The sequence below is a fragment of the Streptomyces sp. NBC_01257 genome, from assembly GCF_035917255.1.
GTDB lineage: Bacteria > Actinomycetota > Actinomycetes > Streptomycetales > Streptomycetaceae > Streptomyces.
The window spans coordinates 6,125,373-6,150,133 of the sequence record NZ_CP108472.1; the positions used below are offsets into that span (position 1 = coordinate 6,125,373).

Genomic DNA, 24,761 nt, shown 5'->3' on the forward strand with positions numbered 1-24,761 from the left:
GCCGCGACGGGCGTCCGGCCTACTTCAGCCGGTCGTGGATCCGGGCCCGCATGCCGGTCATCGAGAAGCCGCGCGGGTCGACCTTCCCGGGCTGCCACTCCCGGTGACCGATGACCGACCGGGAGGTCCAGTCGTGGTGGCGGCAGACCGCGGCGGCGGCCTTCTCGATGGCTTCGAGCTGGACGGCGGGCCAGGGGTCCTTGCCGTCGCCGAGGTTCTCGCACTCGAAACCGTAGAAGTGCCGGTTCCCGTCGGTGTTGGCCTCGTTGTCCGCCGGCAGGCCCTTCTCGGCGATGACGGCGCGCAGGACGTCGTCGTCGCCGAGCCCGGCGTGGTTGGCCCGTCCGTAGCCGACCAGGTGAACCCGGCCGTCCTTGGCGATGACGCCGTGGCACAGCGGCCCCGGCAGCGCGGCGTAGCCGTCGCGGCAGATCCGGACGGTGGCGTCGGTGCCCTTGGTGACGGTGTGATGGATCATCACGCCGTTGACCGGGCCCCAGGCGCCCTTGTGGTTGCGGTTGTGGGTGCGCCAGTCACCGACCTGGACGACGGTGAGGCCTTCGTTCTTGAGGGCTGCGAGAAAGGTGCTCGCGGACATGGGAGAAGACATGACCGACTCCTTCGTGCGTGGGGGAGTGCGTCCGTACAGGGCTTGTACCCGATGTACCCGACTGACGCGGTCCCGGACCAGTTACGGGGAGATTGCGGGGCCCTGTTCGGGCGTTGTGCGAGCCGATCCGGTCAATTCCGGGCGCGCCGCAGGGTGGTTCAGCCCTGGGCGAGCCACGGCGCGGGGCCGGACACCGCGTGGTGGATGCCGGCCACCGGGACCCCCTGGGGAGCAACTGGGTCCGCACGGCCCGCATGAAGGGCAGCGGGCCGCAGAGGCGGGCATCGCGCAGCGTTGTGCCCAGCCCAAAGCCCGATTAGTCACACTCTTTTGTGTAATGGCGTGCCGAGTCTCCATGCTGAAAGGCTTCTTCTGCAGGTCAGCCGATGAATCGAGAGGACGACAGATGTCCGTTGGTGAAGAGGTTCAGAACGCGCAGGTGCCGCCGCAGCAGAGTCTGGGCACGGCAGCCGCGCGGAACCTCGCGACGACCACCAAGTCCGCTCCGCAGATGCAGGAGATCACCTCACGGTGGCTGCTGAAGATGCTGCCGTGGGTCCAGGTGCAGGGCGGCACATACCGGGTGAACCGCAGGCTGAGCTACTCGGTCGGGGACGGCCGGGTGACCTTCGTACAGACGGGGGACCGGGTCTCGGTCATCCCCGCCGAGCTCGGTGAGCTTCCGGCCTTGAGGGACTTCGGGGACGAGGAGGCCCTCGCCGAACTCGCCAGGCGGTGCGAGCAGCGCGACATCTCCGCCGGACAGCTACTGGCCACGGCCGGGGAGGCGGCGGACCGGGTCTTCCTGCTGGCGCACGGCAAGGTCGAGAAGATCGGCACCGGGCAGTACGGGGACGAGACGGTGCTCGGCGTCCATGCGGACGGGGCCTACTTCGGCGACCACTCCCTCATCGAGGGCGACGCCGTCTGGGAGTACACGGCCCGCGCCGTCACGGCGTGCACGGTCCTCACCCTGCGGCGGGCCGACGTGCTCAACCTCGCCGAGCGGTCCGAGCCGTTGCGCACGCACCTCGCGGGGCTGCTCACCATCCCGCACCAGCGCACCAACAACTACGGCGAGGCGGAGATCGACCTCTCCGCGGGCCACGTCGGCGAGGCCGTCGTCCCGCACACGTACGTGGACTACGAGTCGGCGCCCCGCGAGTACGAACTGAGCGTCGCGCAGACCGTTCTGAAGGTCCACAGCAGGGTCGCCGACCTCTACAACCAGCCGATGAACCAGACCGAGCAGCAGTTGCGGCTCACGGTCGAGGCGCTGCGCGAGCGCCAGGAGCACGAGCTCATCAACAACCGGGAGTTCGGCCTGCTCAACAACTGCGACTACGGGCAGCGGCTCCAGCCGCACGACGGGGCCCCCAGCCCCGACGACATGGACGAACTGCTCTCGCGCCGCCGCGGATCCAAGCTGTTCCTCGCCCACCCGAGGGCCATCGCCGCCTTCGGCCGCGAGTGCAACAAGCGCGGCCTGGTGCCGGAGAGCGTGGACGTCGGCGGCCAGCACGTGCCGGCCTGGCGCGGGGTCCCGATCTTCCCGTCCAACAAGATCCCGGTCACGGACGCCCGCACCACGTCGATCATCTGCATGAGGACCGGCGAGGCCGAACAGGGCGTCATCGGGCTCCAGCAGACGGGCATCCCGGACGAGATCGAACCCAGCCTCTCGGTCCGCTTCATGGGGATCGACGAGCAGGCGATCATCTCCTACCTCGTGACGGCCTACTACTCGGCGGCCGTTCTGGTCCCGGACGCCCTCGGCGTCCTGGAGAACGTCGAGGTCAGCCGCTGGCGGTGAGTCCACGGGGCCCGGACCTGCCGGGTCCGGGCCCCGTCGGCCGCAGCCGGCGCACCACAGTGACCACCCACGTCCCCGGCCCCGGGGCGACAGCCACCGGGGCCGGGGACGGCAACGACCGGGGTGACCGATTGACCATGACCCGTACCGACGCCGCCGCCACCGAGGGCAACGATGCCGCGGCGCTCCTGGAGTACACCCGGACCCTCGTCGATCCGCACCTGCGGGCCGCGGTCGCCTCACTGCCGGGCTCGATCCGGCGCGTCGCGATGTACCACTTCGGCTGGGAGCACGCCGACGGCAGCCCGGCCGCGGGCGGCGCCGGCAAGGCGATCAGACCCGCGCTCGTCCTGGCCGCCACCCGGGCGCTCGGCGGTGACCCGCGAGAAGCCGTGCGGGCGGCCGTCGCGGTCGAACTGGCCCACAACTTCACCCTGCTGCACGACGACGTCATCGACGAGGACCGCACCCGCCGCCACCGGGCCACGGCCTGGACGGTCTTCGGCATCCCGGACGCCGTCATCGCGGGCGACGCCATGCTCGCCCTGGCCCAGCGGCTCCTCGCCGAGGACGCCCGGTCCGTGTCGGCCCGCGCCTCGGCCCGCCTCTCCACCTGCGTCATCGAGCTCTGCGCCGGCCAGCAGGCCGACTGCGCCTTCGAGGAGCGCGGACCTGACGAGGTCTCGCTGGACGAGTGCCTCACCATGGCCACGGCCAAGACGGGAGCCCTGCTCGGCTGTGCGTGCGCGCTGGGCGCGCTCTACGCGGGCGTGGAGGAACGTGCCGTCGGCGCGATGGACGGCTTCGGCCGGGAGGCCGGACTGGCGTTCCAGCTCATCGACGACCTGATCGGCATCTGGGGCGACCCCTCCCAGACCGGGAAGCCGGTCGGGGCGGACCTCTCCGCCCACAAGAAGTCGCTGCCCGTGGTGGCCGCGCTGACCTCGGGCACCCCGGCGGCGGCGGAGCTCGCCGCGCTCTACCGGGGCCCGATGAACACGGCCGCCGAGGTGAGCCGCGCATCCGACGCCGTGGACCGGGCGGGCGGCCGTGACTGGGCGCAGATCTGCGCCGCGGACCGGATGGCCCGCGCGGTGCACCACCTGTCCCGGGCCGTCCCCGACCTTTCGGCGGCGGGCGATCTGCTGGCCCTGGCGGAGTTCGTCACCCGCCGGACGCACTGACCGGCGTACGGAGGGGAGGCGGCGGACACACCGGCTGCCCGGCCGTACACGCATGCGGTCGCGGCGAGACGAAGGGAGGGGCGAGGGAGAGCTGAGCTGACGGCCGACGCGACGGCTGCCCCGGCGCGGGGGCGCCGAGGAGGGAGCGAGCGGCCCCTGCGGAACCCGTACGCCCTCAACACCAACAGGAAGTACGCCGGTTGAGGGCGGACGGCGGACGCGGGGGCCCCGCGGATGCCCCGCGGATGCCCCGCGGACGCCCTGCGGGCGGACCGGGGCGGGCGCAAGGAACGGGGGAGCGGATGAGGGAAAGGGGTTGGGAAGGGAGCAAGGAGATCCGGACGAGAGCCGGACGAATGCGGGACGAGAACGGGGCGTGCGGGCGTCGAGGATCAAGGGAAGGGAGCGGGGCGAGGTGCCGTGAGGATCAACCGAGGTCACAGGGGCCGGGCGAGGAAGCGGAGGGCGGCACGGGGAGTGTCCGCGGCACGGGCTACAGTCCCTGCCCATGACAGATGAGTCGTGGGCAGGGTGGTACCGGGACCGACAGGGCTCCGATGCCGTCATCCTCACCACCGACGGACAGCAACTCCGCCTCCGCGTCCGGGGAGTCGATTTCGAGGGCGAGAGCTTCGGCGCCCTGTGCCCGGTCGCGGGCATGCCGCCGGAGAGCGGGATGTTCGCCCTCGCGGACGGTGTGCTGAACGACTGCGTCCTGGAATGGGACCTGCCGTTCCCGGTCACCGCGGACGGTGAGGTCCACCAGGCCACGCTGAGCTGCCTGTTGTCGCTGCGCAGGCCCGATCCGTATCTCTATCTGGAGCTGCGGTACGGCGGAGCGGCCTTCCGGTCGCACCGGGCCGAGAGCGACTTCGGGGCCGCGCTCGCCACCATCCAGCGGGCGCTGCCGCCCGGGATCCGGCTCCGGACCTGTATCGCGTGCGCCTTCTCGGACTACTTCCCGGCGCCCGGCCGCGGGCTGTCCGGCGGTCTCGCCTGCTTCCGGGGCGCGAAGGAGGCCTACCGCGGGGCGGACGGTGAGGACGACGTCCTCGACCTGTGGGACCGGCGCAGCGGATTCGTCCAGGAGGTCTGGAGCTGCCGGGAGTTCGAGCCGCGCCCGGTCGCGGGCGCGGGCACCGGCCACCGGGGCGCGTTCCCGCTCGAAACGGCCTGACCCCACCCCCTTCCGCCCTTCCGGCTTTCCCCACCTCTTACGCACCCCTTCCTCCCCGCCTCTTCCGCTCTCCTCGCTCCTCCGGACCGGCCCGACGGCATGACACCGTCGGGCCGGTCCGTCGTTTCCGCGCGGATAACCGAGCAGCCGTATCCACACAGCCATTGCACTCTCTCATTGTTCTACTAGTATGCGAACAATGGAGGTTAAGATGAACCGGAAGAACGCAGGCCGCGCCGCCCTCGCCGCGTTGCCGTTCCTGCTCGCCCTCGCCGTCGACCTGATCCTCTTCGCGACCCGTCGAGACCGGCTGCCCGCGCAGCTGGCCAGCCATTTCGTGGGCAACGGCAGGGCTGACGACCATGCCGGCCGGACCGAGTACGTGGTCGTCACCACGGTGCTGCTCATCAGCATGGGGGCGCTGTGGACGCTGATGGCCGCCGGCGGGAAGTTCCGGGGGCGGGCCCACCGCGGGGTGATCGCCTCCGGCTGGGCGGTCGCCGGATTCCTGGGCTACGTGATGGCGGTGGTCCTGCTGATCAACGTGGACGCCGCCGTGGACGCGCGGGGCCGCGCCCAGGACGTCTCGTTCCCCCTGTGGCACCTGGCCGCGGCGCTGGGAGCCGGCGCGCTCGCCTTCGGGCTCGGCCTGCTGCTCGCCGCCCTCCTTCCCGTACCGGAAGAGCCGGCCGGAGAGATTCCGGACGGGGACGGCGGGGCCGGGGGCGGGGAGCGGATCACGCTGGCGACCGGGGAGGTGGCGGGGTGGGCGCGCAGTGCCGGGTCCTGGTGGCTGCCGCCCGTCGCGTTCGTGACGTGCGCCGCAGGCGTCGCGCTGCTCTTCACCGCGGGCTGGGCCGCCGCGATTCCGGCCCTGCTCTTCGGGCTGCTCCTGGCGGCCTTCGCCCGCCCGTACGTGACCGTGGACCGGCGGGGGATCACCGTTTCCGGGATGCTGCCGTGGCCACGCGTCCGGGTACCGCTCGACCGGATAGAGACGGCGGTCAGCCGGGACATCAACCCGCTGGCCGAGTACGGCGGCTGGGGGTACCGGATCCGGCCGGGACGCACCGGCGTCATGATCCGCTCCGGTGAGGGGATCGTGGCACGCCTGGCCGGCGGCCGGGACTTCGCGGTGACCGTCGACGACTCGGCCACCGGTGCTGCTCTCCTCAACACCCTGATCGACCAGCGCCGAACGGACCACTGACCATGCTCTTCCGGGTCGACCCCACCTCCACCGTGCCGCTCGGCGACCAGATCGCGGCCTGTGTGCGCCGTGCCGTCGCCGACGGGGCGGTGGCTCCCGGCGAGCGGCTGCCCGCCGCCCGGGTCCTCGCCGAATCACTCGGCGTGAATGTGCACACCGTCCTGCGCGGCTACCAGCGGCTGCGCGAGGAAGGGCTGATCGAACTGCGCCGGGGTCGCGGCGCCGTCGTCGCCCAGAACGCCTCCCCGCACCGCGCCAGACTCCTGGACCGGGTGCGCGAGATGGTCGGCGAGGCCCGCGAGCTCGGCATGACGGAGGACGAACTGCTGGCCCTCGTCCGTACCGAGCTCGCCGCCGGATGACCCCCGGCGCGGCCGGGGCCCCGTCACGCGAAGGGGGCCACCCCGTCCTGCGAGGTGGCCCCGTCGGCGCGGTCGGGAATCAGGAACCGGCGCGGGCGAGAGCAGCCGCGAAGCCGTTCTGCCAGAGGTAGTTCACCTGGCTGCGCTCATTGGAGTCCGGATACGGGTTGGTGCAGGACGGGCCGGGGCCCCCGCCCGACATCAGCTCGCTGCACGGGCCCGAGTAGTGGTCCGGCAGGCCGAGGACGTGCCCGGTCTCGTGGGTCGTGACCCGGGTCGAGTCGTACTGCTGGTTCTGCGCGTAGTCGAGGAAGATGTAGCCGTTGCCGTGACCGTCGGTGCTCGCGTACGAGCCGCTCGGGTCATTGCCCTCGTAGTACGTGAAGTCGGCGTTGGAGCCTTCCTGCAGCCGGACGTTGGAGACCGAGCTGTTCCAGATCTGCGCGCTGTTGGCTATCTGCGTGCGGAAGCTGGGCGCGTTGGCGGTGCTGTAGACGATGGTGACGGCCTGGACGCCCGGCTGGGCGGCCCGCTTCTCGGCCACCGACTTCGCCACCGCTTCGAAGAACGCCTTGTTGGCGGCGGCGCTCTCGTGCGATCCGGCGGTGGACGTGTACGCGGACTGGACGGTGGAGGTGGGGGGAGCGGCGGGAGCCGGGGAGGCGGAGGCGATCGCGGGGGCGGTGCCCAGCGCGGCGGCGAGGCCGAAGCCGAGGCCGAGCACGGCCGACATGACGGTCCTGGGGTGTCTCATGGGGGGTGTCTCCTACCAGTTACCTGTCAGAGGAACCCGTCCGGTCATCGGACATGGACGGGGGCGGTACGCAGCGAGTGTCAGGGAGCCGGAGCCCGTGCGGATGATGCCAACCGGTGATAACGCCGCCCTATCGCCCGCCCGGACCCCGCAGTCGCACACCCGGTGTCGGACACACCAACAGTCGTGGAATTAACGGGATTTGATGGGGTTGCGGCGTCTGGTGCGGCACGGCCGCGCCGCCCTACCCTCGGCAGCATGGAGCTTGAGGTGAGGCACCTCAGGGCGCTGTGCGCCATCGCCGACACCGGGAGCCTGCACCGGGCGGCCCGCAGACTGGGCGTCAGCCAGCCCTCGCTCACCACTCAGCTGCGCCGGATCGAGAACGCGCTGGGCGCCGAACTGTTCAGCCGCGGACGCACCGGCTGCCGGCCCACGCTGCTGGGCCGCGCCGTCCTCAGCCGGGCCCGTCCCCTCGTCGACGGCATGAGCGCACTGGTCACCGACGCACGGGCGGAGGCGGACGCCGCCCGGGCCGGCGGACCGCGGCTGCGGATCGGCTGCACCGCGAGCCGGGTGATCGGCGACTGGCTGCGCGGACTGCGGCTCCGGCTGCCCGGCACGGACATCTCGCTGCGGGTCGACGTCTCCGCCCACGCGCTGCTGCGCGCGGTCGGGGAGGGCCGGCTCGACGTGGCCTTCGTCCACGAGGTGGAGGGCTGCCCGCTGTCCGTTCCGGACGGCCTGGATCAGCGGGTGCTGGTGGACCGCGAACCGCAGTTCATCTCCATGGCCCGCGACCACCCGGCGGCCTCGATGTCCGTCGTCGACCTCGCCGACCTGGCCGCCGACCGATGGATGGTCGACCCCACGGTGGACGGCGAATGGGACGGCCTGCGACGGGTGTTCGGTGCGGCCGGCGTCGCGCCGACCGTGCTGCACGGCGACTACCTCACCGCCGCCTCGCTCGTCGTCCTCGGTGAGGCGGTGGCGCCGTGCCAGCCCACCTCGGGCCCGCGCGACGACATGGCGATCCGCCCGCTGCGCGACGACCCGCTCGCCGTGCGCCTGCTGCTGGTCTCCCGGCCGGGCGCCGACATGACGGCGGTGTACGGCGAACTGGAGACCGCCTACCGGAAAGCGGCCCGGCGGGCGGCCGGGTATCACCAGTGGCTCCTGCGCAACCGCAGCCCGCTCGCCCTCTCCTGAGCGTTCCGGCACCTCATGGGCCACGGCGGGTGATTCAGCCGAGAGCGAGGTCCGGTCCGGAGCGGGCCGCGGCCGGGCAGGGTCGGGGACATGAGGCTTCTGATACTGGGTGGTACGGAGTTCGTCGGCAGAGCCGTCACCGAGTCCGCGCTCGCACGCGGCTGGGAGGTCACGGTGTTCCACCGCGGCCGCCACGCACCCCCGCCGGGCGTGGCCGAACTGCTCGGCGACCGTACCGAGGAGGGCGGTCTGGCCGCGCTCGCCGCCGTCGCACCGCCCGGGGACGGCACGCACACGTGGGACGTGGTCGTCGACACCTGGAGCGGTGCGCCCTCGGCCGTACGGGACGCGGCGCGGCTGCTGTCGGGCCGGGCCGCACGTTATGTGTACGTCTCCAGCCGGTCCGTGTACGACTACCCGGCACCGGCCGGCCTGGACGAGGACGGGCCGCTGGTGGAGGGCGCCTCGCCGGACGCCGGTGACGACGTCCCGTACGCCCTGGCCAAGCGCGGCGGCGAACTGGCCGTGCTGGACGCCTTCGGCGACCGGGCCGTCCTGGCCCGCGCGGGGCTGGTCATCGGCCCCTGGGAGAACGTCGGCAGGCTGCCGTGGTGGCTGACACGGATCGCCCGCGGCGGCCCCGTGCTCGCGCCCGGGAGGCCGGACGCCGCCCTGCAGTACATCGACGCGCGCGACCTCGCCGCATGGATGCTGGACGCCGCGGAAGCGGGACTGCACGGCCCGTACAACCTGGTCAGCCGCCCCGGGCACACCACGATGGGCGAGCTGCTGAACGCGTGCGTGCGCGCCACCGGTTCCGATGCCGAGCTGCGCTGGACCGACACCGGCCGGATCCTGGCGGCGGGCGTCGAGCCCTGGACCGACCTGCCGGTCTGGCTGCCGCCGGGGGAGCTGTACGACACCCTCCACCAGGGCGATGTCGGCCGTGCCCATGCCGCGGGGCTGCGCTGCCGGCCGGTCGAGGAGACGGTCGCGGACACCTGGGCGTGGCTGTGCGACATCGGCGGTACGGCACCGCAGCGCGCCGACCGCCCGCCGACCGGCCTCGACCCGGCGACCGAGGCGAAGCTGCTGGCGGGCTGACGGCACTCGGCGTACGTGGGCCGCCGCCCGGCGTGGCATGCCCGATGAATCCGCAGTAAAGCTTCATATTGCGCTGTATGGGAACAAAAAAGCGCAGAAGCGGCAGAAACCACCGCGTGGCGGTGACGGTGGCAGCAGCGGCAGTCATGGTGGGGGCGTTCGCTCCCACCGCTGCCGCCGACCCGCTGCCCGGCGGGCTCGGTCCCTGCCTGGGGGACGACTGCCCTCCCGTCTGGCCGGATCCGAACAGTGACCCCGTCGTCCACCACGACAGCAACATCAACATCTTCGTCGGCGGCGACTTCCTGGTCAGGGAAGCCGCGGCGGAGGCCGAGGGCAAGGTCGTCGGCCTCGGCCGGTTCGACATGAACAAGCGGGCAGGGGTCTCGCAGATCTACAACGTCGGTGTCGCCGGCGGGGGATCCCGGGTGCCGCCGCCCAACGACTCGGACTACCTGACGGTGGGCGGCGACCTGACCGTCGTCAGCGGGCAGCGCCTCCTCGCGGAGGAGGGGCCGAACCACGGCGTGGTGCGCTACGCCCAGGGACTCAGCGGCACGGTGAGCCCCACCACCGTCCACGACCCCGACGCCACAGATCCGTACAGCGCGCTGCGCGACCAGCTGACGGCGGCCAGCCACTGCTACGCGTACGACGACAACGAGGACCACAGGCGCCCGGCGAACGGCACGGTGCGGACGGACGGTTCGGAGACCTCCTTCACCGGCGACGGCACCTCCGCCCTCCAGGTCTTCGCGGTCGACGCCGATCTGACCACGGCGGCGGGCGGCCAGGGGGGCATCACCTTCAGTGACATCCCGGACGGCGCGACCGTGCTGGTCAACGTCTACGGCACCACCCGCAACATCAGCACCTACATGGGCTCGCTCCCGCAGTCGGGGCTCCGCGAGCACCTGCTGTGGAACTTCCCGGACGCGACCGCGATCGGGCTGAAGGGCACCGGACAGTTCCAGGGCAGCGTGCTGATCGGCCAGCAGTCCAGTCTGGCGACCGTCGCGATCAGCGGCACCAACGGCCGCTTCTACAGCGCCGGTTCGCTGACCCACACGTCGGAGGGGGAGTCGGGCGGCCAGGAGCTGCACGCCTACCCGTTCGAGGGTGATCTGCCGGACTGCGGAGAGGATCCGTCGCCGTCACCGACCCCGACCGACTCCCCGACGCCCACACCGACCCCGACCCCGACGGACTCGCCCACACCCACGCCCACTCCGACCGACACCCCGGGACCGTCCCCCTCGGAGTCGACGCCGGGTCCGCAGCCGACCCCGACGCACAGCTGGTCCCACCGGCCGCCCCACCCCGGGGGAGAACTCCCGGACACCGGTGCGCGCGGCGGTGAATGGGTGATCGGCGGAATCGCCGCGGCCCTGCTGGTCGCCGGATCGGCGGCCACGCTGGTGGCCCGGAGGTCGCGCCGGCGCGGCTAGTTTTGGCCCATGGCCGAACTGCTGCACCTCACCGAAGGCCCTCTGTGGGAGGCGGCCCGCGGGATCGGGACGTACGAGATGTCCACCCGCGGCCGCACCCTGCACGAAGAGGGCTTCATCCACTGCTCGCTGCCGCACCAGCTCGCCGCTGTGGCCGAGATGCTGTACGGCGCCGGAAGCCGGGCCGGAGCCGGTGACCAGGACCTCGTGGTCCTCGTCATCGACACCGAACGGCTGCCGGCGCCCGTGCGGTACGAGCCGGCCGCACCCGGCGGCGAGGAGTTCCCGCACATCTACGGACCGCTGCCGGTCGAGGCGGTCGTGGAGGTGCGCCCCTGGCCACGCAAGGAAGGCAACCCGGCATGAACCCCACTGACCGCACACAGGATTCCGGCGCTGTCACGCACGGTCCCCTCACCGCCGTCACCGGCGCGAGCGGAGCGCTCGGCGGCCGGGTCGCGCAGCGGCTGACCCGGGCCGGCGTCCCCGTACGGCTCCTCGGCCGCGACCCGTCCCGGCTGCCCGAACTGCCCGGCGCCGACACCGCGCCACCCGCGCCCTACGGGGACGGGGAGGCCATGCGCCGGGCCCTGGCCGGGGCGCACACGCTGTTCCTGGTGTCGGCGCACGAGAGCCCGGACCGGGTGCGCGAACACATGACGGCGGTGGACGCGGCCGTCGCGGCGGGTGTCGAACGGATCGTGTACGTCTCCTTCCTGGGCGCCGCGCCCGACGCGACGTTCACCTTCGCCCGGGACCACTGGGACACCGAGGCACACATCCGCGCCTCCGGCGTCCGGCACACCTTCCTGCGCGACAGCTGGTACCTGGCCGGCCTCCCGGCGATGACCGGCACCGACGGCGTGCTGCGCGGACCGGGCGGCGAGGGCAGGGTGGCGGCGGTCTCCCACGAGGACATCGCCGACTCCGCGACAGCGGTCCTGCTGGCCGGCACCGACCCCGCCGGCCCGTCCCACGACGGGGAGACGTACGACCTGACAGGTCCCGAGGCGTTCACCCTCGCCGAGGCGGCCGATGAGCTGAGCCGGGTCACCGGACGGGCCGTCACCTATGTCCCGGAGACCCGTGAGGAGGCCTACGCCTCGCGGTCCCGCTACGGAGCTCCGGACTGGGAGCTGGCCGGCTGGGTGACGTCGTACGAGGCCATCGCGGCCGGGGAGATGGCCACGGTCTCGGACGCCGTGCCGAGGCTCACCGGCAGGCCCGCGACGAGCCTGGCCACGTACCTGCGGGAACACCCGAACAGCTACCGCCACCTCCTCACCCCGGGCTGACGGCCGGTGCGCACGGAGACCCCCTGGGGCCCCTGGGACCCGATGCCGCTCACGGACGCCGTACGGCTGCTCGCCCCGCTGCGCACCCCGTGGTGGATCGCGGGCGGGTACGCGGTCGAACTGGCCGTGGGCCGCGCCTACCGGGACCACGGCGACGTCGACGTACTCCTGCTGCGCCGCGACCAGTCGGCCGTCCAGCGCGTCCTGCCGGACTGGCAGTGGTGGGCCGCCGACCCGCCGGGCACGCTGCGGCCCTGGCTCCCGGGCGAGACGCTGCCGCCGCAGGTCCACGACATCTGGTGCCGGCCGGGTCCGGACGAGCCGTGGCGGGTGCAGTTCATGCTCGACGACACGGAGGACGGCGACTGGGTGTTCCGCCGCGACCCGCGGATCCGGCTCCCGCTGGACCGGCTCGGCAGGGTGTCGGACGACGGTGTCCCCTACCTCGCGCCCGAGGTCCAGCTCCTCTACAAGTCGCGGTCCCGGCGGCCCAAGGACGAGCAGGACTTCGAGGCCGTACTGCCCGTACTCGGCGACGACCGGCGCGCCTGGCTGACCGAGACGATCACGCTGGCCGAGGGCGCCGGCCACCCGTGGGCGGCCCGGCTGCGGGCGGTCTGACCGCGGGCGGCCTGGCCGCGGATCGCGTACGCGCGGCGGTCCGAAGACTTCGCCCGGGTCACCTCACATACGTACCGGCCTTCGCCGCCACGACCGCCGCCTCGGCCGCGCGGTCGGCGGCCGCCTCGTCGAGCGGGTCGCCGCTGGCCAGCAGGCGGTAGTAGAGGGGGGCCGAGACGGCGCGGATCACCTCGTCCGGATCGGTGCCCGCGGGGAGTTCGCCGCGTTCGACGGCCTCGGTGACACAGCCCGACCACTCCTTGATGCGGACCGCGTAGAACCGGTGCAGGGCCTGTGCCGTGCGCGGGTCGCAGGTGGCCGCCGCGATCACGGACCGGAACAGGGCGCCCTGGCGGGGATCGGTCAGCGTGCGGAGCACGAGCCGGGCGTTGGCCCTGAGGTCCTCGGCCAGAGAGCCGGTCCGGGTGCGCGGCGAGGACTGCTCGGCCATGTCGTCGAGCAGGTCCGCGATCAGACCGGTGGTGGTGGACCAGCGCCGGTAGACGGTCGTCTTGCCGACCTCCGCGCGGCGCGCGACATCGGCGAGGTCGAGCCGGTCGAAGCCCTGCTCGGCCAGCGCGTCACCGGCCGCGCGCAGGACGGACTCGCGGACCCGGGCGGTGCGCCCGCCGGGCCGGACCGTGCCGGGTTCCATGATCTCCGAGCTCTCCGACGTCATAACGGGTCTCCAGTTCCATTAATGGCAGTTCCTCTGCTACGGTCATCCCATCTTAACGGAACCGCAGAACCGTTAAAACTCCCGTCCGAGGAAGGGCGACCATGTCCGCACCCAGCCAGACCCCGTCACGCACCACCACAGCCAAGGCCGCGGCCCCGCCGGCCGCCCCCCGGATGACCGGACGGCAGAAGCTCGTCCTCGCCCTCCTCCTCGGCGCCCAGTTCATGATCGCCGTGGACTTCTCGATCCTGAACGTCGCTCTGCCGGTCGTCGGCGAAGGCCTCGGCTTCTCCCTCCCGAACCTCCAGTGGATCGCCACCTCCTTCGCCCTGGCCGCCGCCGGCTTCACGCTCCTGTTCGGCCGCATCGCCGACCTCGTCGGCCGTAAGCGCCTCTTCGTGGGCGGCATGGTCGTCCTCGGCCTCTCCTCGGCGCTCGGCGGCCTCGCGACCTCCCCCGAGGTCCTGCTCACCGCACGGGTCCTCCAGGGTCTCGCCACCGCGGCCGTCACCCCGGCCGGACTCGCCCTGCTGACCACGGCGTTCAAGGAGGGCCCGCTGCGCGAACGCGCCCTCGGCCTCAACGGGGCCCTGATGTCCGCCGGCTTCACCGCGGGCGCCATCCTCGGCGGCCTCCTCACCGATCTGCTCTCCTGGCGCTGGGCCTTCTTCGTCAACGTCCCCGTCGCCGCCCTCGTCGTAGCCCTCGCCCCGTCCGTCATCACCGACTCGCGCCCCGCCGCCCGCCCCCGTCTCGACGTCCCCGGCGCCGCGACCGTCACCGGCGGCCTGCTGCTCCTCGTCTACGGACTGACGCAGGCCGGTGCGACCGGCTGGACCACCCCCACCACCCTGGTCGCGCTGCTCGCCGGCGTCGCGCTGCTCATCGCCTTCTGGTTCGTCGAGAAGAAGGCGGCCGCCCCGCTCGTCCCCGTACGCATCCTCAAGCGCCGCAGCGTCATCTGGGGCAACGCCACCGGTCTGATCGCCTTCGTCACCGAGACCTCGCTGGTCTTCCTGCTGACGCTCTACCTCCAGGAGGTCCTCGGCTACTCGCCGCTGGCCACCGGTCTCGCGTTCGGTGTCCTGGGCATCGGCACCGTGATCGGCGGCACGCTCGGCGGCCGGGCCGTGGGCCGCTTCGGCAACCGGACGACCATCGTCGCCGGCGGCGTCGTCCAGGCGGTCGCCACGCTCTCGCTGGTGGCGCTCGGCACCTCCGGAGCCTGGATCTGGCTCCTGCTGGCGGCCACGTTCATCGGGGGCGTCGGCAACATGCTGATGATCGTCGGCTTCATGGTCACCGCGACGTCCGGCCTCCCCGACGACGAACAGGGCCTGGCCACCGGCCTCGCCACGATGACCCAGCAGGTCGGCATCACCCTCGGCATCCCGGTCATGAGCGCGATCGCCACGGCCCGGATGTCCGCGCTCGGCGACCCGGGACCCGAGGGCGTCCTCTCCGGGGTCTCGGTCGCGATCCTGGCCAACTCCGCGCTGGTCCTGGCCGGCGCGCTGCTCGCCGGAGCGTTCCTGGCCCCGCGGCGCGCGAGGAGCGGCGCCCGGGTGTGACGGGGTGGAGCGAAGCCCGGCCGCGAGGAGCGGCCGGGCTTCGCTGCGTTTCGGCGGGACCGGCGGCTCTCCCGCGGCTCTCCTGTGGCTAGCGGGAGTGCGCGGACGGCTTCGCGCAGAGCGCCGTACGGATGGCCCGCTGCATGTCGTCGCTCTGCGCGTCCGAACCACCCGGGTCGAGATTCACCATGACCGTCGCCTGCCTGCCGTCGACCGTGGCGCCGCTCGCCGTCTCGAATCCGAAGACGTCGCCGGTGTGCCCCCAGGCGAGGCCGCCGCAGCGCAGCCGCCTGCTCTCCAGGCCGAGGCCGTACGCCCGGCCCGGGTCGCCGGTCCGCCGGGTCGTCATCATCTCCCGGAGCTGTGCCGGGCGCAGCAGCCTGCCGCCCAGGAGCGCGTCCAGGAACGTGTTCACGTCGTCGCCGCTGGAGATCATCCCGCCCGCCGCACCCGCGACCGACGGGTTGAACGCGGTGAGGTCCACCAACGGGGCGCCCTCGCCCGGCCGGACGTAGCCGCGCGGATGCGGACCGGGGATCGCGGGGGAGTCACCCGGCGCGGAGGTCGCGGCCAGCCCGAGGGGGGCGATGATGCGCCGGTGGATCTCCTCGCCGTACGTACGGCCGGTCACTTTCTCGATGATCATCCCGGCCAGCAGGTAGTTCGTGTTGGAGTAGCGCCACTCCTTGCCCGGATCGAACTCGGAGGGGTGGGCGAGCGCGACGTCGACCAGCTCGCGGGTGTCGCGGTGGGCCAGCGGATGCTCCAAAATCTCCTGCGGATTGAGGTGTTCGAGGTAGTCGGGCAGCCCGCTGGTGTGCTGGAGCAGCTGACGGACGGTGATCACCCTCCCGTCGCTGCCGCCCTCCACGGCGTCCCCGTGGCCGCGGACGAGACCGGGCAGGTAGCGCTCGATCGGCGCGTCGAGGTCGACGCGGTGCTTTCCGGCCAGTTGGAGCATGACGGTCGCCACGAACGGCTTGGTCATGCTGCCGATCCTGAATCTGCTCCGGGGGTCGACCGGAGCCCGGCTCACGATGTCCGAGACGCCGCTGGTCAGTACGGTGCTGCCGCGCCGGTTCCGTACGTCGACGAGCGCTCCGGGTCCGCCGTCGACCGTCGTCAACCGGTCCATGACCGTACGCAGTCGAGCGTCGTCGTGCGCGCCGGCGGCGACCGCGGAGGTGGCCGGCCCGGCCGCCGCGACAACGGCCGCCATCGTCAGGGTGAGTGCGCCGGCCAGTACGCGGGTGCGCTTGATCATGTGTGCCTCCTGGATCGTGAGGGGCGTGTGCGGCGGGAATCGCACCGGGCGGCCATCGCGGAAGCGGTGAACGCCTGTGCACGCAGCCCAGGATGTCGGTGAGGCGTGACCCCGTGCGATGGGGCGGTCATCCGGAAGAACACGGGGGATACCCCGACCCTCGCCCCTCCGCCCGTCTTCCCTTCATCGGCGTTCTGTCGGCGCCGTGTCGGGGGGCTGCCGGAGAGGTCGGCGCGGTGTCGGCGGGCTGGGGCAGGCTCGCACCATGACTGAACTTCTCGCAGTATCCGGTGACGGTCACCCCGTCACCGCCCTGGACGAGGGCACCGGGCCCACCCTGCTGGTGGTCCACCCGGGCGGCAGCGACGCCACGACATGGGCCGCCGTCGCGGGCCGCCTGACCGACGACTTCCGCGTCGTCAGGATCCACCGGCGGATCTACGCCCCCGGGGCGGACGTCGTGCTGCCCCATTCGATGGCCCTCGACGCGGCCGACATCGTCGCCGTACGGGAGCTCCTCGACTCCCCGGTGCTGCTCGTCGGACACTCCTCGGGCGCCGTAGCGGCGCTGGAGGCCGCACTGATCGCTCCGGACGCCTTCGCCGGCCTCCTCCTCTACGAACCCCCGATGCCCACCCGCGGGTTGCTCGCGGGGGAGGCCGGGGCACGCGCCCGGGCCGCCCTGGACGCGGGCGACCCCGTCGAGGCGATGCGGATCCACATGCGCGACATCGTCCGGATGCCCGCGAGCACGGTGGACGAGATGTTCGCCGATGTACGCGTGCAGGCGGCGTTCGCGGCCTACGCGCCGGCGCAGATCGCCGAGGACGAGGCACTCGACGCGCTCGGCGTCGGCATCGACCGGTTCGCGGCCCTCGGCACACCGACGACCCTGATCGAGGGAGACCTCAGCCCGGCCCACCTGCGCGAACGCGTCTCCGACCTGGCGGCGACCCTGCCCGACGCACACGTCGTCACACTCCAGGGCCAGGGACACATCGCCCACCTCACGGCCCCGGGCGCCCTGGCCGACGTCGTCAGGGAGACGGCGGAACGCGTGCTGCGCGGCTGAACCGGGCAAACCGCACCCGGGCACGTACACCTTTCCGACGAGTAGCGGCGAGCCTCTGTCACCAGCCGTGGAGGGAGACGTCCGGGCCGCCCCCGAGGTATCGGTGCAGGGCGTTTGAGGTGGCGTCCACGAAGTCCGCGGGGATGGAGTCGACGTTGATCCAGCGGACCTGGGAGTGCTTGTGAGGTTCGCGGTTCTCGGGTTCGCCGGTCCATTCGTGGGTGGCGAAGACGACGGCGATGCTGCACATACGCGCACCCGTGGCCGGACGAAAAAGACCGCACCCGGTCCGCGATGGACGCCGTTCTCGGCGTCCGGCAGACCGGGTGCGGACAGGTAGCCGACATGACCAGCGCAAACGCAGGTCAGACGGCCCAACCGTGGATCAGGCCTTCTTGGTCTCCCAGAAGATCTTGTCGATCTCGGCGATCAGGTCGAGCGCCTTCTGGCCCGTGGCCGGGTCCGTGGAGCCCTTCGCGGCCGACAGCGCCTTGAGGGCGTCGTTGACCAGCTGGTGCAGCTCCGGGTACTTCTCGAAGTGCGGGGGCTTGAAGTAGTCGCTCCACAGCACCGAGACGTGGTGCTTGGCGAGCTCGGCGCGCTGCTCCTTGATGACCACCGCGCGAGCCCGGAAGTGCGGGTCCTCGTTGGCCTGGTACTTCTCCTGGACGGCCTTGACGGACTCCGCCTCGATGCGGGCCTGGGCCGGGTCGTACACGCCGCAGGGGAGGTCGCAGTGGGCGCTGACCTTCACCTTGGGGGCAAACAGGCGGGAAAGCATGGGGCTGTCCTTCCTCGTGATCGTCTTCTCAGGTGGGACATTACTCCGTGAGAAGCCCTAATTTGCGGGTGCCCCCATGGGCTTAGGCCAAAAGTCCAGGGTGACTATGGGACCAGTGGCCGAATGTACGGAACCCTGTTGGGGGACGGTGTACTGGACGGACCGGGGAGGTGCCGGAGAGATGCGGGAGGTGCCGGAGGTGCCGGAGCTGACCGATGAGCAGGCCGGACGGGGGCCGGCGGCGCGGCTGCCGTTCCAGGTGGTGGAGGTGACGGGTCCTTCCATGGTGCCCACGCTCCACCACGGGGACTGGCTGCTCGTGCAGTACGGGGCGCCGGTGCGCCCCGGTGACGTGGTGATCCTGCGGCATCCGTTCCAGCAGGACCTGCTGGTGGTCAAGCGGGCGGTGGAGCGGCGGGCCGGCGGCTGGTGGGTGCTGGGTGACAACAGCTTCGCGGGCGGGGACAGCACGGACTACGGGACCGTGCCCGAGGAGCTCGTGCTGGCCAGGGTCCGGGCCCGCTACCGGCCGCTGACGAAGGATCAGCGCTCGGTGCGCGGCGTCGTGGGCTGGGCGGTGTCCGCGCTGCGGCCGGTGTCGGCGGCGCGCTCTGTCTCCAGGCGCTTCCGGGCCCGGTAGGCGGCGACGTTGGCGCGGGTCGCGCAGCGGTCCGAGCAGTAGCGGCGGGAGCGGTTGGTCGAGGTGTCGAGGTAGGCGTTGCGGCACGGCGCCGCCTCGCACAGCCCGAGCCGGTCCACGCCGTACGACGTCAGGTGGAAGGCGAGGCCCATCGCGGCGATCGCGGTGTAGCCCGCCGTGGCGTTGGACGGGTGGTCGGCGAGATGCATGTGCCAGTCCGGCTTCCCGTCCGCGTCCCGGAAGTCGTGGCCGGAGATCTGCGGGCTGACCGGGAACTCCAGCAGCAGTGAGTTGAGCAGGTCGACCGCGAGCGTCTCGTCGCCGCCGTCGGCCGCCTCGAAGACCGCGCGCAGCCGGGCCCGTACGGAACGGAAGCGGGTCACGTCCGCGTCGGTGGCCCGCCGCGCGGCCTGTCCGTTGTCGCCGAAGAGCTCGCGCACCGCGTCGACCGAGGTGAGGGCGTCCTTGTTGCGGGCCGGCTCCTCGGTGTTGACCAGGCGCAGGGCGTAGTCCGAGTAATAGGCCAGTTCCACTTGTAGTCCTTACGGCGTCGGTCTAGAGTCGGTGCGACGGTGATGTAATGGGCTGTTGTGGCCCCAGGGTATTACATGTGTGGCGTGGAGGGTTTCGGGTGACGGAGACGGCGAAGGCGGCGCGAACGGTGGAGACAGGGGCGGGTGCGGGTACGGGTGCCGACTGGCAGGCCTGGCAGGAGAGCTGGGACCGGCAGCAGGAGTGGTACATGCCCGACCGCGAGGAACGCTTCCGGGTGATGCTCGACATGGTCGAGGCCCTCACGGGCCCCGAACCGCGGGTGCTCGACCTCGCGTGCGGTACGGGAAGTATTACGGACAGGCTGCTGCGGCGGTTCCCGAACGCCACCAGCACCGGCGTCGACCTCGACCCCGCGCTGCTCGCCATCGCCCGCGGCTCCTTCGCGGGCGACGAGCGCGTCACCTTCGTGACCGCGGACCTCAAGGACCCGCGGTGGACGGACCGGCTGCCCCACGACTCGTACGACGCCGTCCTCACCGCCACCGCGCTGCACTGGCTGCACAGCGGACCGCTCACCACGCTCTACGAGCAGCTCGGCGGCCTCGTCCGCGACGGCGGGGTGTTCATGAACGCCGACCACATGATCGATACGGACACCCCCCGGATCAACGCCGCCGAGCGCGCCCACCGGCACGCCGCCATGGACCGGGCCAGGGCCGCCGGAGCCCTGGACTGGGCGGACTGGTGGGCCCTGGCCGCGAAGGACCCGGTGCTCGCCGGGCCCACCGCCGAGCGGTTCGCGATCTACGGCGAGCACGCCGACGGCGACATGCCGTCCCCCGCGTGGCACGCCGCCACCCTGCGCGCCGCCGGGTTCGCCGAGGCCCGCGCCGTCTGGTCCTCGCCGTCCGACAGCCTGGTGCTCGCGGTGAAGTGACGGCAGCATGCCTCCAGGGGCGGCCCGGACGACGGTCCGGGCCGCCCCTTCATGTTTGTCCGCCCTTCGCCGCAACCCGCCGCGGGTCCCACCGCACTGGAAGGGTGAGACGGTCCGCGCCCGCGGACCCGGAGAGGGGCGCTGACGATGCGGAGCGATGACGACGCCGCACTGCACGCCTTCGTCGAGAGCAGACGCACCGCACTCTTCCGCAGCGCTTACCTGCTCTGCGGCGACCGGCACGAGGCCGAGGACCTGGTCCAGGCGACGTTGGTCAAGGTGGTGCTCGGCGGACGGCGGCACGGGCGGCTCGACAACATCGAGGCGTACGCGCGCAAGACCCTGGTCAACACCTTCATCGCGGCCCGCCGGCGCTTCTGGCGGCGCGAGCAGTCGTACGGCGAACTGCCCGAACGGGCGGCCCACGCACCCGACACGGACACCGGCCTCGCGGTCCGGGCGGCGCTCGCCCGGCTCACGCCCAGGCAGCGGGCCGTCCTGGTGCTGCGCTACTGGGAGGACCTGAGCGTCGAGGCCACGGCCGGACTGCTCGGGATGCGGGAGAACACGGTCAAGAGCCACGCGGCTCGGGGGTTGGCGGCGCTGCGCGCCGAGATGGCGGAGGAATTGGTATGAACGACGTGCGTGAGCTGCTGGGGCGGGCCGCGGAGGACGCGGGGCCGCCGGTCATCAGCACGGAAGCGGTCTACGCCAGGGCGGCCCGGGTGCGGTGGCGCCGCCGGGCCGCGGTGTCGGCGACGGCGGTGTGCGCGGTGGCGGCCGGTGCGTTCGTGGTGCCGGGGCTCTCCGGGGGACAGGAACAGAGCCCGCGGACCTCGTCGGTGGCGGCCCCGGCCAAGCCCGGCGCCACCGGCGAGCGGGCCCGCCAACTGACCGAGCTGCTGCCCCGGGGCGTCGGCTCGGTGGAGCAGGTGTCGCTGGCCGTCATCATCAAGCACGCGACACCGGAACAGGCCGCGGAGCATCCGTACGGGCCGCTGGACGGGCAGTACGCGGTCCGCCGCGACGGCGGGGTCGGCTATCTGACCGTCGATGTCCGCAACGCCGCGGCGCTGGCGAAGAAGTTCGGGGACCGCCCCCGGGAAACCGACCTCTGCAAGGTGGGGGCGGGGGAGCCGGCCCGTACCGACTGCGTCCGTGAGGTACTCCCCGACGGGCGGGTGCTCACCATGTGGAGCGACGCCATGGACTACGGGGACGGCACGCCCCAGTGGGGTCCGGAGCTGGTGGGCCGGCTGACGCTGAAGGGCGGCGGGCAGCTGGCCGTACGCGACAGCACCGGCTTCGAGGCGGGCACCGCGCTCGGGCCGCTGCTGAAGACCCCGCCGCTGACGCGGGCGCAGCTGCGGACGCTGATGCTCAGTCCGGAGCTGCTGCCGGAGAAGTAGGGCCCACGCACGCGAGGGCGGTACGGACCGGCATGGTCCGTACCGCCCTCGCGGCGTGGTGCGGCAGCTACAGGACCTTGGACAGGAACGACTTCGTCCGGTCGTGCTGCGGGTTGGTCAGGACGTCGCGCGGGTGGCCCGACTCGACCACCACGCCGTCGTCCATGAAGACCAGCGCGTCGCCGACCTCACGGGCGAAGCCCATCTCATGGGTGACGACGATCATCGTCATGCCGTCCTCGGCGAGACCGCGCATGACGTCGAGGACGTCGCCGACCAGCTCCGGGTCGAGCGCCGACGTGGGCTCGTCGAAGAGCATCAGCTTCGGCTCCATGGCCAGCGCCCGGGCGATGGCCACACGCTGCTGCTGTCCGCCGGAGAGCTGCGAGGGGTAGTTCTTCGCCTTGTCGGACAGGCCGACACGGTCCAGGAGACGTTCCGCGCGGGCCCGGGCGACCGCCTTGGACTCGCCCTTGACCTGGACCGGCGCCTCCATGACGTTCTCGATGGCCGTCATGTGCGGGAACAGGTTGAAGCGCTGGAAGACCATGCCGATGTCCCGGCGCTTCAGCGCGACCTCGCTGTCCTTGAGCTCGTAGAGCTTGTCGCCCTTCTGGCGGTAGCCCACCAGCTCTCCGTCGACGGACAGCCGCCCGGCGCTGATCTGCTCCAGGTGGTTGATGCACCGCAGGAACGTCGACTTGCCGGAGCCGGACGGGCCGATCAGACAGAAGACCTCGCGCGGGGCGACCTCCAGGTCGATGCCCTTGAGGATGTGTGCGGCGCCGAAGGACTTGTGGACGCCCTCGGCCTTCACCATGGCGGTCATGCCATGCCTCCCTTCGGGCGGCCCAGCGACAGCATGTTGGCCTTGATCTTCTGCATCGGGGTGGCCGGCAGACTCCGGCTGGAGCCGCGGGCGTAGTACCGCTCCAGGTAGTACTGCCCGACGCTCAGCACCGAGGTCATGATCAGGTACCAGGCCGCGGCGAGGAAGTACATCTCCACCGGGGCCCCGGATGTCTGCCCGATGTCCTGGGCGTATTTGAAGAGTTCGTAGAACTGCACGGCCGCCACCAGCGACGTGGTCTTCAGCATGTTGATGACCTCGTTGCCCGTGGGGGGCACGATCACCCGCATCGCCTGGGGGATGACGACGCGGCGCAGCGTCTTGCTGTGGCTCATGCCGAGCGCGTGCGAGGCCTCCGTCTGGCCCTCGTCGACCGAGAGCAGACCGGCGCGGCAGATCTCCGCCATGTACGCGGCCTCGTTGAGGCCGAGGCCCAGCAGCGCCGTCAGGAGCGGCGTCATGAAGCTCGACCAGTAGTCCTTGTAGATCGGCCCGAGGTTGATGTACTCGAAGACCAGACCCAGGTTGAACCAGACGAAGAGCTGCACCAGGACCGGCGTGCCGCGGAAGAACCAGATGTAGGACCACGCGATCGACGAGGTCACCGGGTTCTTCGACAGGCGCATCACGGCCAGCAGGATGCCGCCGACCACGCCGATCACCATCGACAGGACGGTCAGCAGCAGGGTCTGGCCGACCCCCTTGATGATGCGGTCGTCGAAGAAGTAGTCCGGGACCGCGCCCCAGTTGATCTTGCCCTGGCTGAAGGCGTAGATGATCGCGACGAGCGCGGCGATGGCGATGACCGCCGAGACGTACCGGCCGTAGTGCCGGACCGGGATGGCCTTGATCGCCTCCGGTCCCGCGGACGGTGTGGGGGGTGCGGGCAGCCGGTCGGCCTGGCCCGTCTTCTCGATGTCAGTCACGGCTGATGCCTTTCAGCGCCGGATCCGGTCAGGATCCGCCGTTCAGCTTGGCCTCGGTGACCGCGCCGGCCTCCACGCCCCACTTGGCGATGATCTTCTCGTACTCGCCGTTCTTGATGATCGCCTCCAGCGCCGCCTGGACGGCCTTGGTGAGCTGGTCGTTGCCCTTGGCGATGGCGATGCCGTACGGCGCCGCCTCGACCTGGTCGCCGACGATCTGGAAGTCCTTGCCGCCGCCCGAGGTCTTCACCGCGTACGCGGCGACCGGGAAGTCCGAGGAGCCGGCGTCGGCCCCGCCGGAGCGCAGCCGGGTCTGGGCCTGCAGGTCGTTGTCGTACGGCTCGATGGCGATCTTCTTGCCGCCGGTGCACTTCTTGGACTCGGCCTTGGCCAGGTCGTGCGAGACGGTGTTCCGCTGGACGGCGATCTTCTTGCCGCAGAGGTCGGCCCAGGTCTTGATCCCCTGGTCGTCGCCCTTCTTGGTGTAGATCGAGACACCGGCGGTGAAGTAGTCGACGAAGTCGACGCCCTCGCCGACCTTCTTCTTCGTCTCGGGGTCGATGCCCTCCTGGCGGTCCTTGGTGTCGGTCATCGCCGACATCGCCAGGTCGTAGCGCTTGGCGCGCAGACCGGTGACCAGGGTGTCGAAGGTGCCGTTCTCGAACTGGAACTCCACACCCAGTTCCTTGCCCAGCGCGTCCGCGAGGTCGGGGTCGATGCCGACCGTCTTGCCGGACTTGTCCTTGAACTCGACCGGCGGGTACGCGATGTCCGAACCGACCTTGATGACGCCCTTGGACTTGATGTCCGCGGGGAGCAGGTCGGCGGGGGAGGAGGCGGAAGCGCCGTCGCTCGCCTTCGCCGAGGCGGAGTCTCCGGAGTCGTTCTTCGTCTGGTCGCCACAGGCGGTCAGCAGCATGGTGCCGGCGACCGCGATGGCGCCGACCGCGGCAATCCGGGACTTCGCGGTCGTACGACGAGTGGTGCGTGCGGTCATGATCGGGTTCCTCCGGCAGGTGAGGGTGGTGTCGCCAGGCGGTATGGCACACGGCGTCGGGTGTCGCCGCCTTGTGTGATTACGGCATCTTGCCATTCGGACTAGCCCAATCAGGGGGCGCCGCATGTCAAAATCGGGTAACGGGACACCCCCGAACCCAGCGGGCCGGCACATCAAGGCCGGACCTATCACTGGAATCGCTTCTTCCTGCCGGAAGATCGCCTGCCCCGGACCTGCTCTGGGCGGGTTTCATGTCGGCTGGCCGACTTGTCTGTATGCCCCACTATGAGTCACGTCACCGTGGGCATATCGACTCGTCCGCGATGCCGCCTGTCCGGTAAGAAGGACGTTTA

The 24,761-nt window shown here is 71.7% G+C and carries 26 protein-coding genes and 2 pseudogenes; 17 read left to right on the plus strand and 11 right to left on the minus strand.

Annotation, left to right across the window (positions count from 1 at the left end; genetic code table 11):
* Window positions 1-19: 19 nt before the first annotated feature.
* A complete protein-coding gene (locus OG408_RS26785; RefSeq protein ID WP_266782723.1) occupies window positions 20-610 on the minus strand; it encodes an N-acetylmuramoyl-L-alanine amidase in 591 nt (196 codons plus the stop codon).
* Window positions 611-768: 158 nt separating this feature from the next.
* A pseudogene (locus tag OG408_RS40195) lies at window positions 769-893 on the minus strand (hemin transporter); the annotation flags it as partial.
* A gap of 123 nt (window positions 894-1,016) precedes the next feature.
* Between OG408_RS40195 and OG408_RS26790 the strand changes: the two are divergent.
* From OG408_RS26790 to OG408_RS26810, 5 genes are all read left to right on the plus strand, one after another.
* Window positions 1,017-2,423, plus strand: a complete 1,407-nt coding sequence (locus tag OG408_RS26790) for a family 2B encapsulin nanocompartment shell protein (RefSeq protein ID WP_266782725.1) — start codon at window positions 1,017-1,019, stop codon at window positions 2,421-2,423.
* Window positions 2,424-2,560: 137 nt separating this feature from the next.
* The gene (locus tag OG408_RS26795; RefSeq protein WP_285564629.1) at window positions 2,561-3,607 is read left to right on the plus strand and encodes a family 2 encapsulin nanocompartment cargo protein polyprenyl transferase; all 1,047 of its coding nucleotides are present in this window, start codon (window positions 2,561-2,563) and stop codon (window positions 3,605-3,607) included.
* A 508-nt stretch (window positions 3,608-4,115) separates the two neighbouring features.
* On the plus strand, window positions 4,116-4,784 hold the full coding sequence (locus OG408_RS26800; RefSeq protein ID WP_266782729.1) for a DUF6304 family protein: 669 nt from the start codon (window positions 4,116-4,118) through the stop codon (window positions 4,782-4,784).
* Between the two features lie 211 nt (window positions 4,785-4,995).
* Window positions 4,996-5,994, plus strand: coding sequence for a DUF1648 domain-containing protein (locus tag OG408_RS26805; RefSeq protein ID WP_326672375.1), 999 nt, complete (start codon window positions 4,996-4,998; stop codon window positions 5,992-5,994).
* A gap of 2 nt (window positions 5,995-5,996) precedes the next feature.
* On the plus strand, window positions 5,997-6,356 hold the full coding sequence (locus tag OG408_RS26810; RefSeq protein ID WP_266782733.1) for a GntR family transcriptional regulator: 360 nt from the start codon (window positions 5,997-5,999) through the stop codon (window positions 6,354-6,356).
* Window positions 6,357-6,435: 79 nt separating this feature from the next.
* Here the strand turns inward: OG408_RS26810 and snpA are convergent, their stop codons facing one another.
* The gene (snpA, locus tag OG408_RS26815; RefSeq protein ID WP_266782735.1) at window positions 6,436-7,110 is read right to left on the minus strand and encodes a snapalysin; all 675 of its coding nucleotides are present in this window, start codon (window positions 7,108-7,110) and stop codon (window positions 6,436-6,438) included.
* Window positions 7,111-7,368: 258 nt separating this feature from the next.
* Between snpA and OG408_RS26820 the strand changes: the two genes are divergently transcribed.
* The 6 genes from OG408_RS26820 (at window position 7,369) to OG408_RS26845 (ending at window position 12,787) form a co-directional block, all read left to right on the plus strand.
* On the plus strand, window positions 7,369-8,319 hold the full coding sequence (locus OG408_RS26820; protein WP_326672377.1) for a LysR family transcriptional regulator: 951 nt from the start codon (window positions 7,369-7,371) through the stop codon (window positions 8,317-8,319).
* A gap of 90 nt (window positions 8,320-8,409) precedes the next feature.
* Complete coding sequence (locus OG408_RS26825; RefSeq protein ID WP_326672379.1) at window positions 8,410-9,423, plus strand: NAD-dependent epimerase/dehydratase family protein; 1,014 nt, start codon at window positions 8,410-8,412, stop codon at window positions 9,421-9,423.
* A gap of 128 nt (window positions 9,424-9,551) precedes the next feature.
* Complete coding sequence (locus OG408_RS26830) at window positions 9,552-10,871, plus strand: choice-of-anchor A family protein (protein ID WP_266782739.1); 1,320 nt, start codon at window positions 9,552-9,554, stop codon at window positions 10,869-10,871.
* 9 nt (window positions 10,872-10,880) lie between these two features.
* Complete coding sequence (locus OG408_RS26835; RefSeq protein ID WP_285564633.1) at window positions 10,881-11,237, plus strand: DUF952 domain-containing protein; 357 nt, start codon at window positions 10,881-10,883, stop codon at window positions 11,235-11,237.
* Window positions 11,234-12,166 carry an SDR family oxidoreductase gene (locus tag OG408_RS26840; protein WP_266782743.1) on the plus strand — a complete coding sequence of 311 codons (933 nt, stop codon included), beginning with the start codon at window positions 11,234-11,236 and terminating at the stop codon, window positions 12,164-12,166. The genes OG408_RS26835 and OG408_RS26840 overlap by 4 nt, the downstream gene beginning before the upstream one ends.
* A gap of 6 nt (window positions 12,167-12,172) precedes the next feature.
* Entirely contained in the window at window positions 12,173-12,787 is a 615-nt protein-coding gene (locus OG408_RS26845; RefSeq protein ID WP_266782745.1) for a nucleotidyltransferase domain-containing protein, read from the plus strand.
* 58 nt (window positions 12,788-12,845) lie between these two features.
* Here OG408_RS26845 and OG408_RS26850 read toward each other — a convergent pair whose 3' ends face one another.
* Window positions 12,846-13,466, minus strand: coding sequence for a TetR/AcrR family transcriptional regulator (locus OG408_RS26850; RefSeq protein WP_326672383.1), 621 nt, complete (start codon window positions 13,464-13,466; stop codon window positions 12,846-12,848).
* A gap of 101 nt (window positions 13,467-13,567) precedes the next feature.
* Between OG408_RS26850 and OG408_RS26855 the strand changes: the two genes are divergently transcribed.
* Window positions 13,568-15,037, plus strand: a complete 1,470-nt coding sequence (locus OG408_RS26855; RefSeq protein WP_326672385.1) for an MFS transporter — start codon at window positions 13,568-13,570, stop codon at window positions 15,035-15,037.
* 88 nt (window positions 15,038-15,125) lie between these two features.
* On the opposite strand, the gene OG408_RS26860 is transcribed toward OG408_RS26855, so the two are convergent.
* The gene (locus OG408_RS26860; RefSeq protein ID WP_326672387.1) at window positions 15,126-16,301 is read right to left on the minus strand and encodes a serine hydrolase domain-containing protein; all 1,176 of its coding nucleotides are present in this window, start codon (window positions 16,299-16,301) and stop codon (window positions 15,126-15,128) included.
* Between the two features lie 265 nt (window positions 16,302-16,566).
* On the opposite strand from OG408_RS26860, the gene OG408_RS26865 reads away from it, so the two are divergent.
* Complete coding sequence (locus OG408_RS26865) at window positions 16,567-17,373, plus strand: alpha/beta fold hydrolase (RefSeq protein ID WP_266782753.1); 807 nt, start codon at window positions 16,567-16,569, stop codon at window positions 17,371-17,373.
* 58 nt (window positions 17,374-17,431) lie between these two features.
* Here OG408_RS26865 and OG408_RS26870 read toward each other — a convergent pair.
* Window positions 17,432-17,614: pseudogene (locus tag OG408_RS26870) on the minus strand (NUDIX domain-containing protein); the annotation flags it as partial.
* Between the two features lie 144 nt (window positions 17,615-17,758).
* Window positions 17,759-18,154, minus strand: a complete 396-nt coding sequence (gene sodN / locus OG408_RS26875) for a superoxide dismutase, Ni (RefSeq protein ID WP_219567071.1) — start codon at window positions 18,152-18,154, stop codon at window positions 17,759-17,761.
* A gap of 181 nt (window positions 18,155-18,335) precedes the next feature.
* Here sodN and sodX point away from each other — a divergent pair, with 181 nt between their 5' ends.
* On the plus strand, window positions 18,336-18,794 hold the full coding sequence (gene sodX / locus OG408_RS26880; RefSeq protein ID WP_266782759.1) for a nickel-type superoxide dismutase maturation protease: 459 nt from the start codon (window positions 18,336-18,338) through the stop codon (window positions 18,792-18,794).
* Here sodX and OG408_RS26885 read toward each other — a convergent pair.
* Window positions 18,698-19,327: a CGNR zinc finger domain-containing protein gene (locus OG408_RS26885; protein ID WP_266782761.1), complete on the minus strand. Its 630-nt coding sequence runs from the start codon at window positions 19,325-19,327 to the stop codon at window positions 18,698-18,700. The genes sodX and OG408_RS26885 overlap by 97 nt on opposite strands.
* 209 nt (window positions 19,328-19,536) lie before the next feature.
* On the opposite strand from OG408_RS26885, the gene OG408_RS26890 reads away from it, so the two are divergent.
* The 3 genes from OG408_RS26890 (at window position 19,537) to OG408_RS26900 (ending at window position 21,635) form a co-directional block, all read left to right on the plus strand.
* Complete coding sequence (locus tag OG408_RS26890) at window positions 19,537-20,226, plus strand: class I SAM-dependent methyltransferase (protein ID WP_285564696.1); 690 nt, start codon at window positions 19,537-19,539, stop codon at window positions 20,224-20,226.
* Window positions 20,227-20,373: 147 nt separating this feature from the next.
* Window positions 20,374-20,862, plus strand: a complete 489-nt coding sequence (locus OG408_RS26895) for a SigE family RNA polymerase sigma factor (RefSeq protein WP_266782763.1) — start codon at window positions 20,374-20,376, stop codon at window positions 20,860-20,862.
* Window positions 20,859-21,635: a hypothetical protein gene (locus OG408_RS26900; protein WP_326672390.1), complete on the plus strand. Its 777-nt coding sequence runs from the start codon at window positions 20,859-20,861 to the stop codon at window positions 21,633-21,635. The genes OG408_RS26895 and OG408_RS26900 overlap by 4 nt, the downstream gene beginning before the upstream one ends.
* 67 nt (window positions 21,636-21,702) lie before the next feature.
* Here OG408_RS26900 and OG408_RS26905 read toward each other — a convergent pair whose 3' ends face one another.
* The 3 genes from OG408_RS26905 to OG408_RS26915 are packed head-to-tail and all read right to left on the minus strand — an operon-like array spanning window position 21,703 to window position 24,408.
* Window positions 21,703-22,464, minus strand: a complete 762-nt coding sequence (locus OG408_RS26905; protein ID WP_285564637.1) for an amino acid ABC transporter ATP-binding protein — start codon at window positions 22,462-22,464, stop codon at window positions 21,703-21,705.
* Window positions 22,461-23,411 carry an amino acid ABC transporter permease gene (locus OG408_RS26910; protein ID WP_266782767.1) on the minus strand — a complete coding sequence of 317 codons (951 nt, stop codon included), beginning with the start codon at window positions 23,409-23,411 and terminating at the stop codon, window positions 22,461-22,463. The genes OG408_RS26905 and OG408_RS26910 overlap by 4 nt, the downstream gene beginning before the upstream one ends.
* Before the next feature lie 28 nt (window positions 23,412-23,439).
* Window positions 23,440-24,408, minus strand: coding sequence for an ABC transporter substrate-binding protein (locus tag OG408_RS26915; protein ID WP_266782769.1), 969 nt, complete (start codon window positions 24,406-24,408; stop codon window positions 23,440-23,442).
* Between the last annotated feature and the right edge of the window lie 353 nt (window positions 24,409-24,761).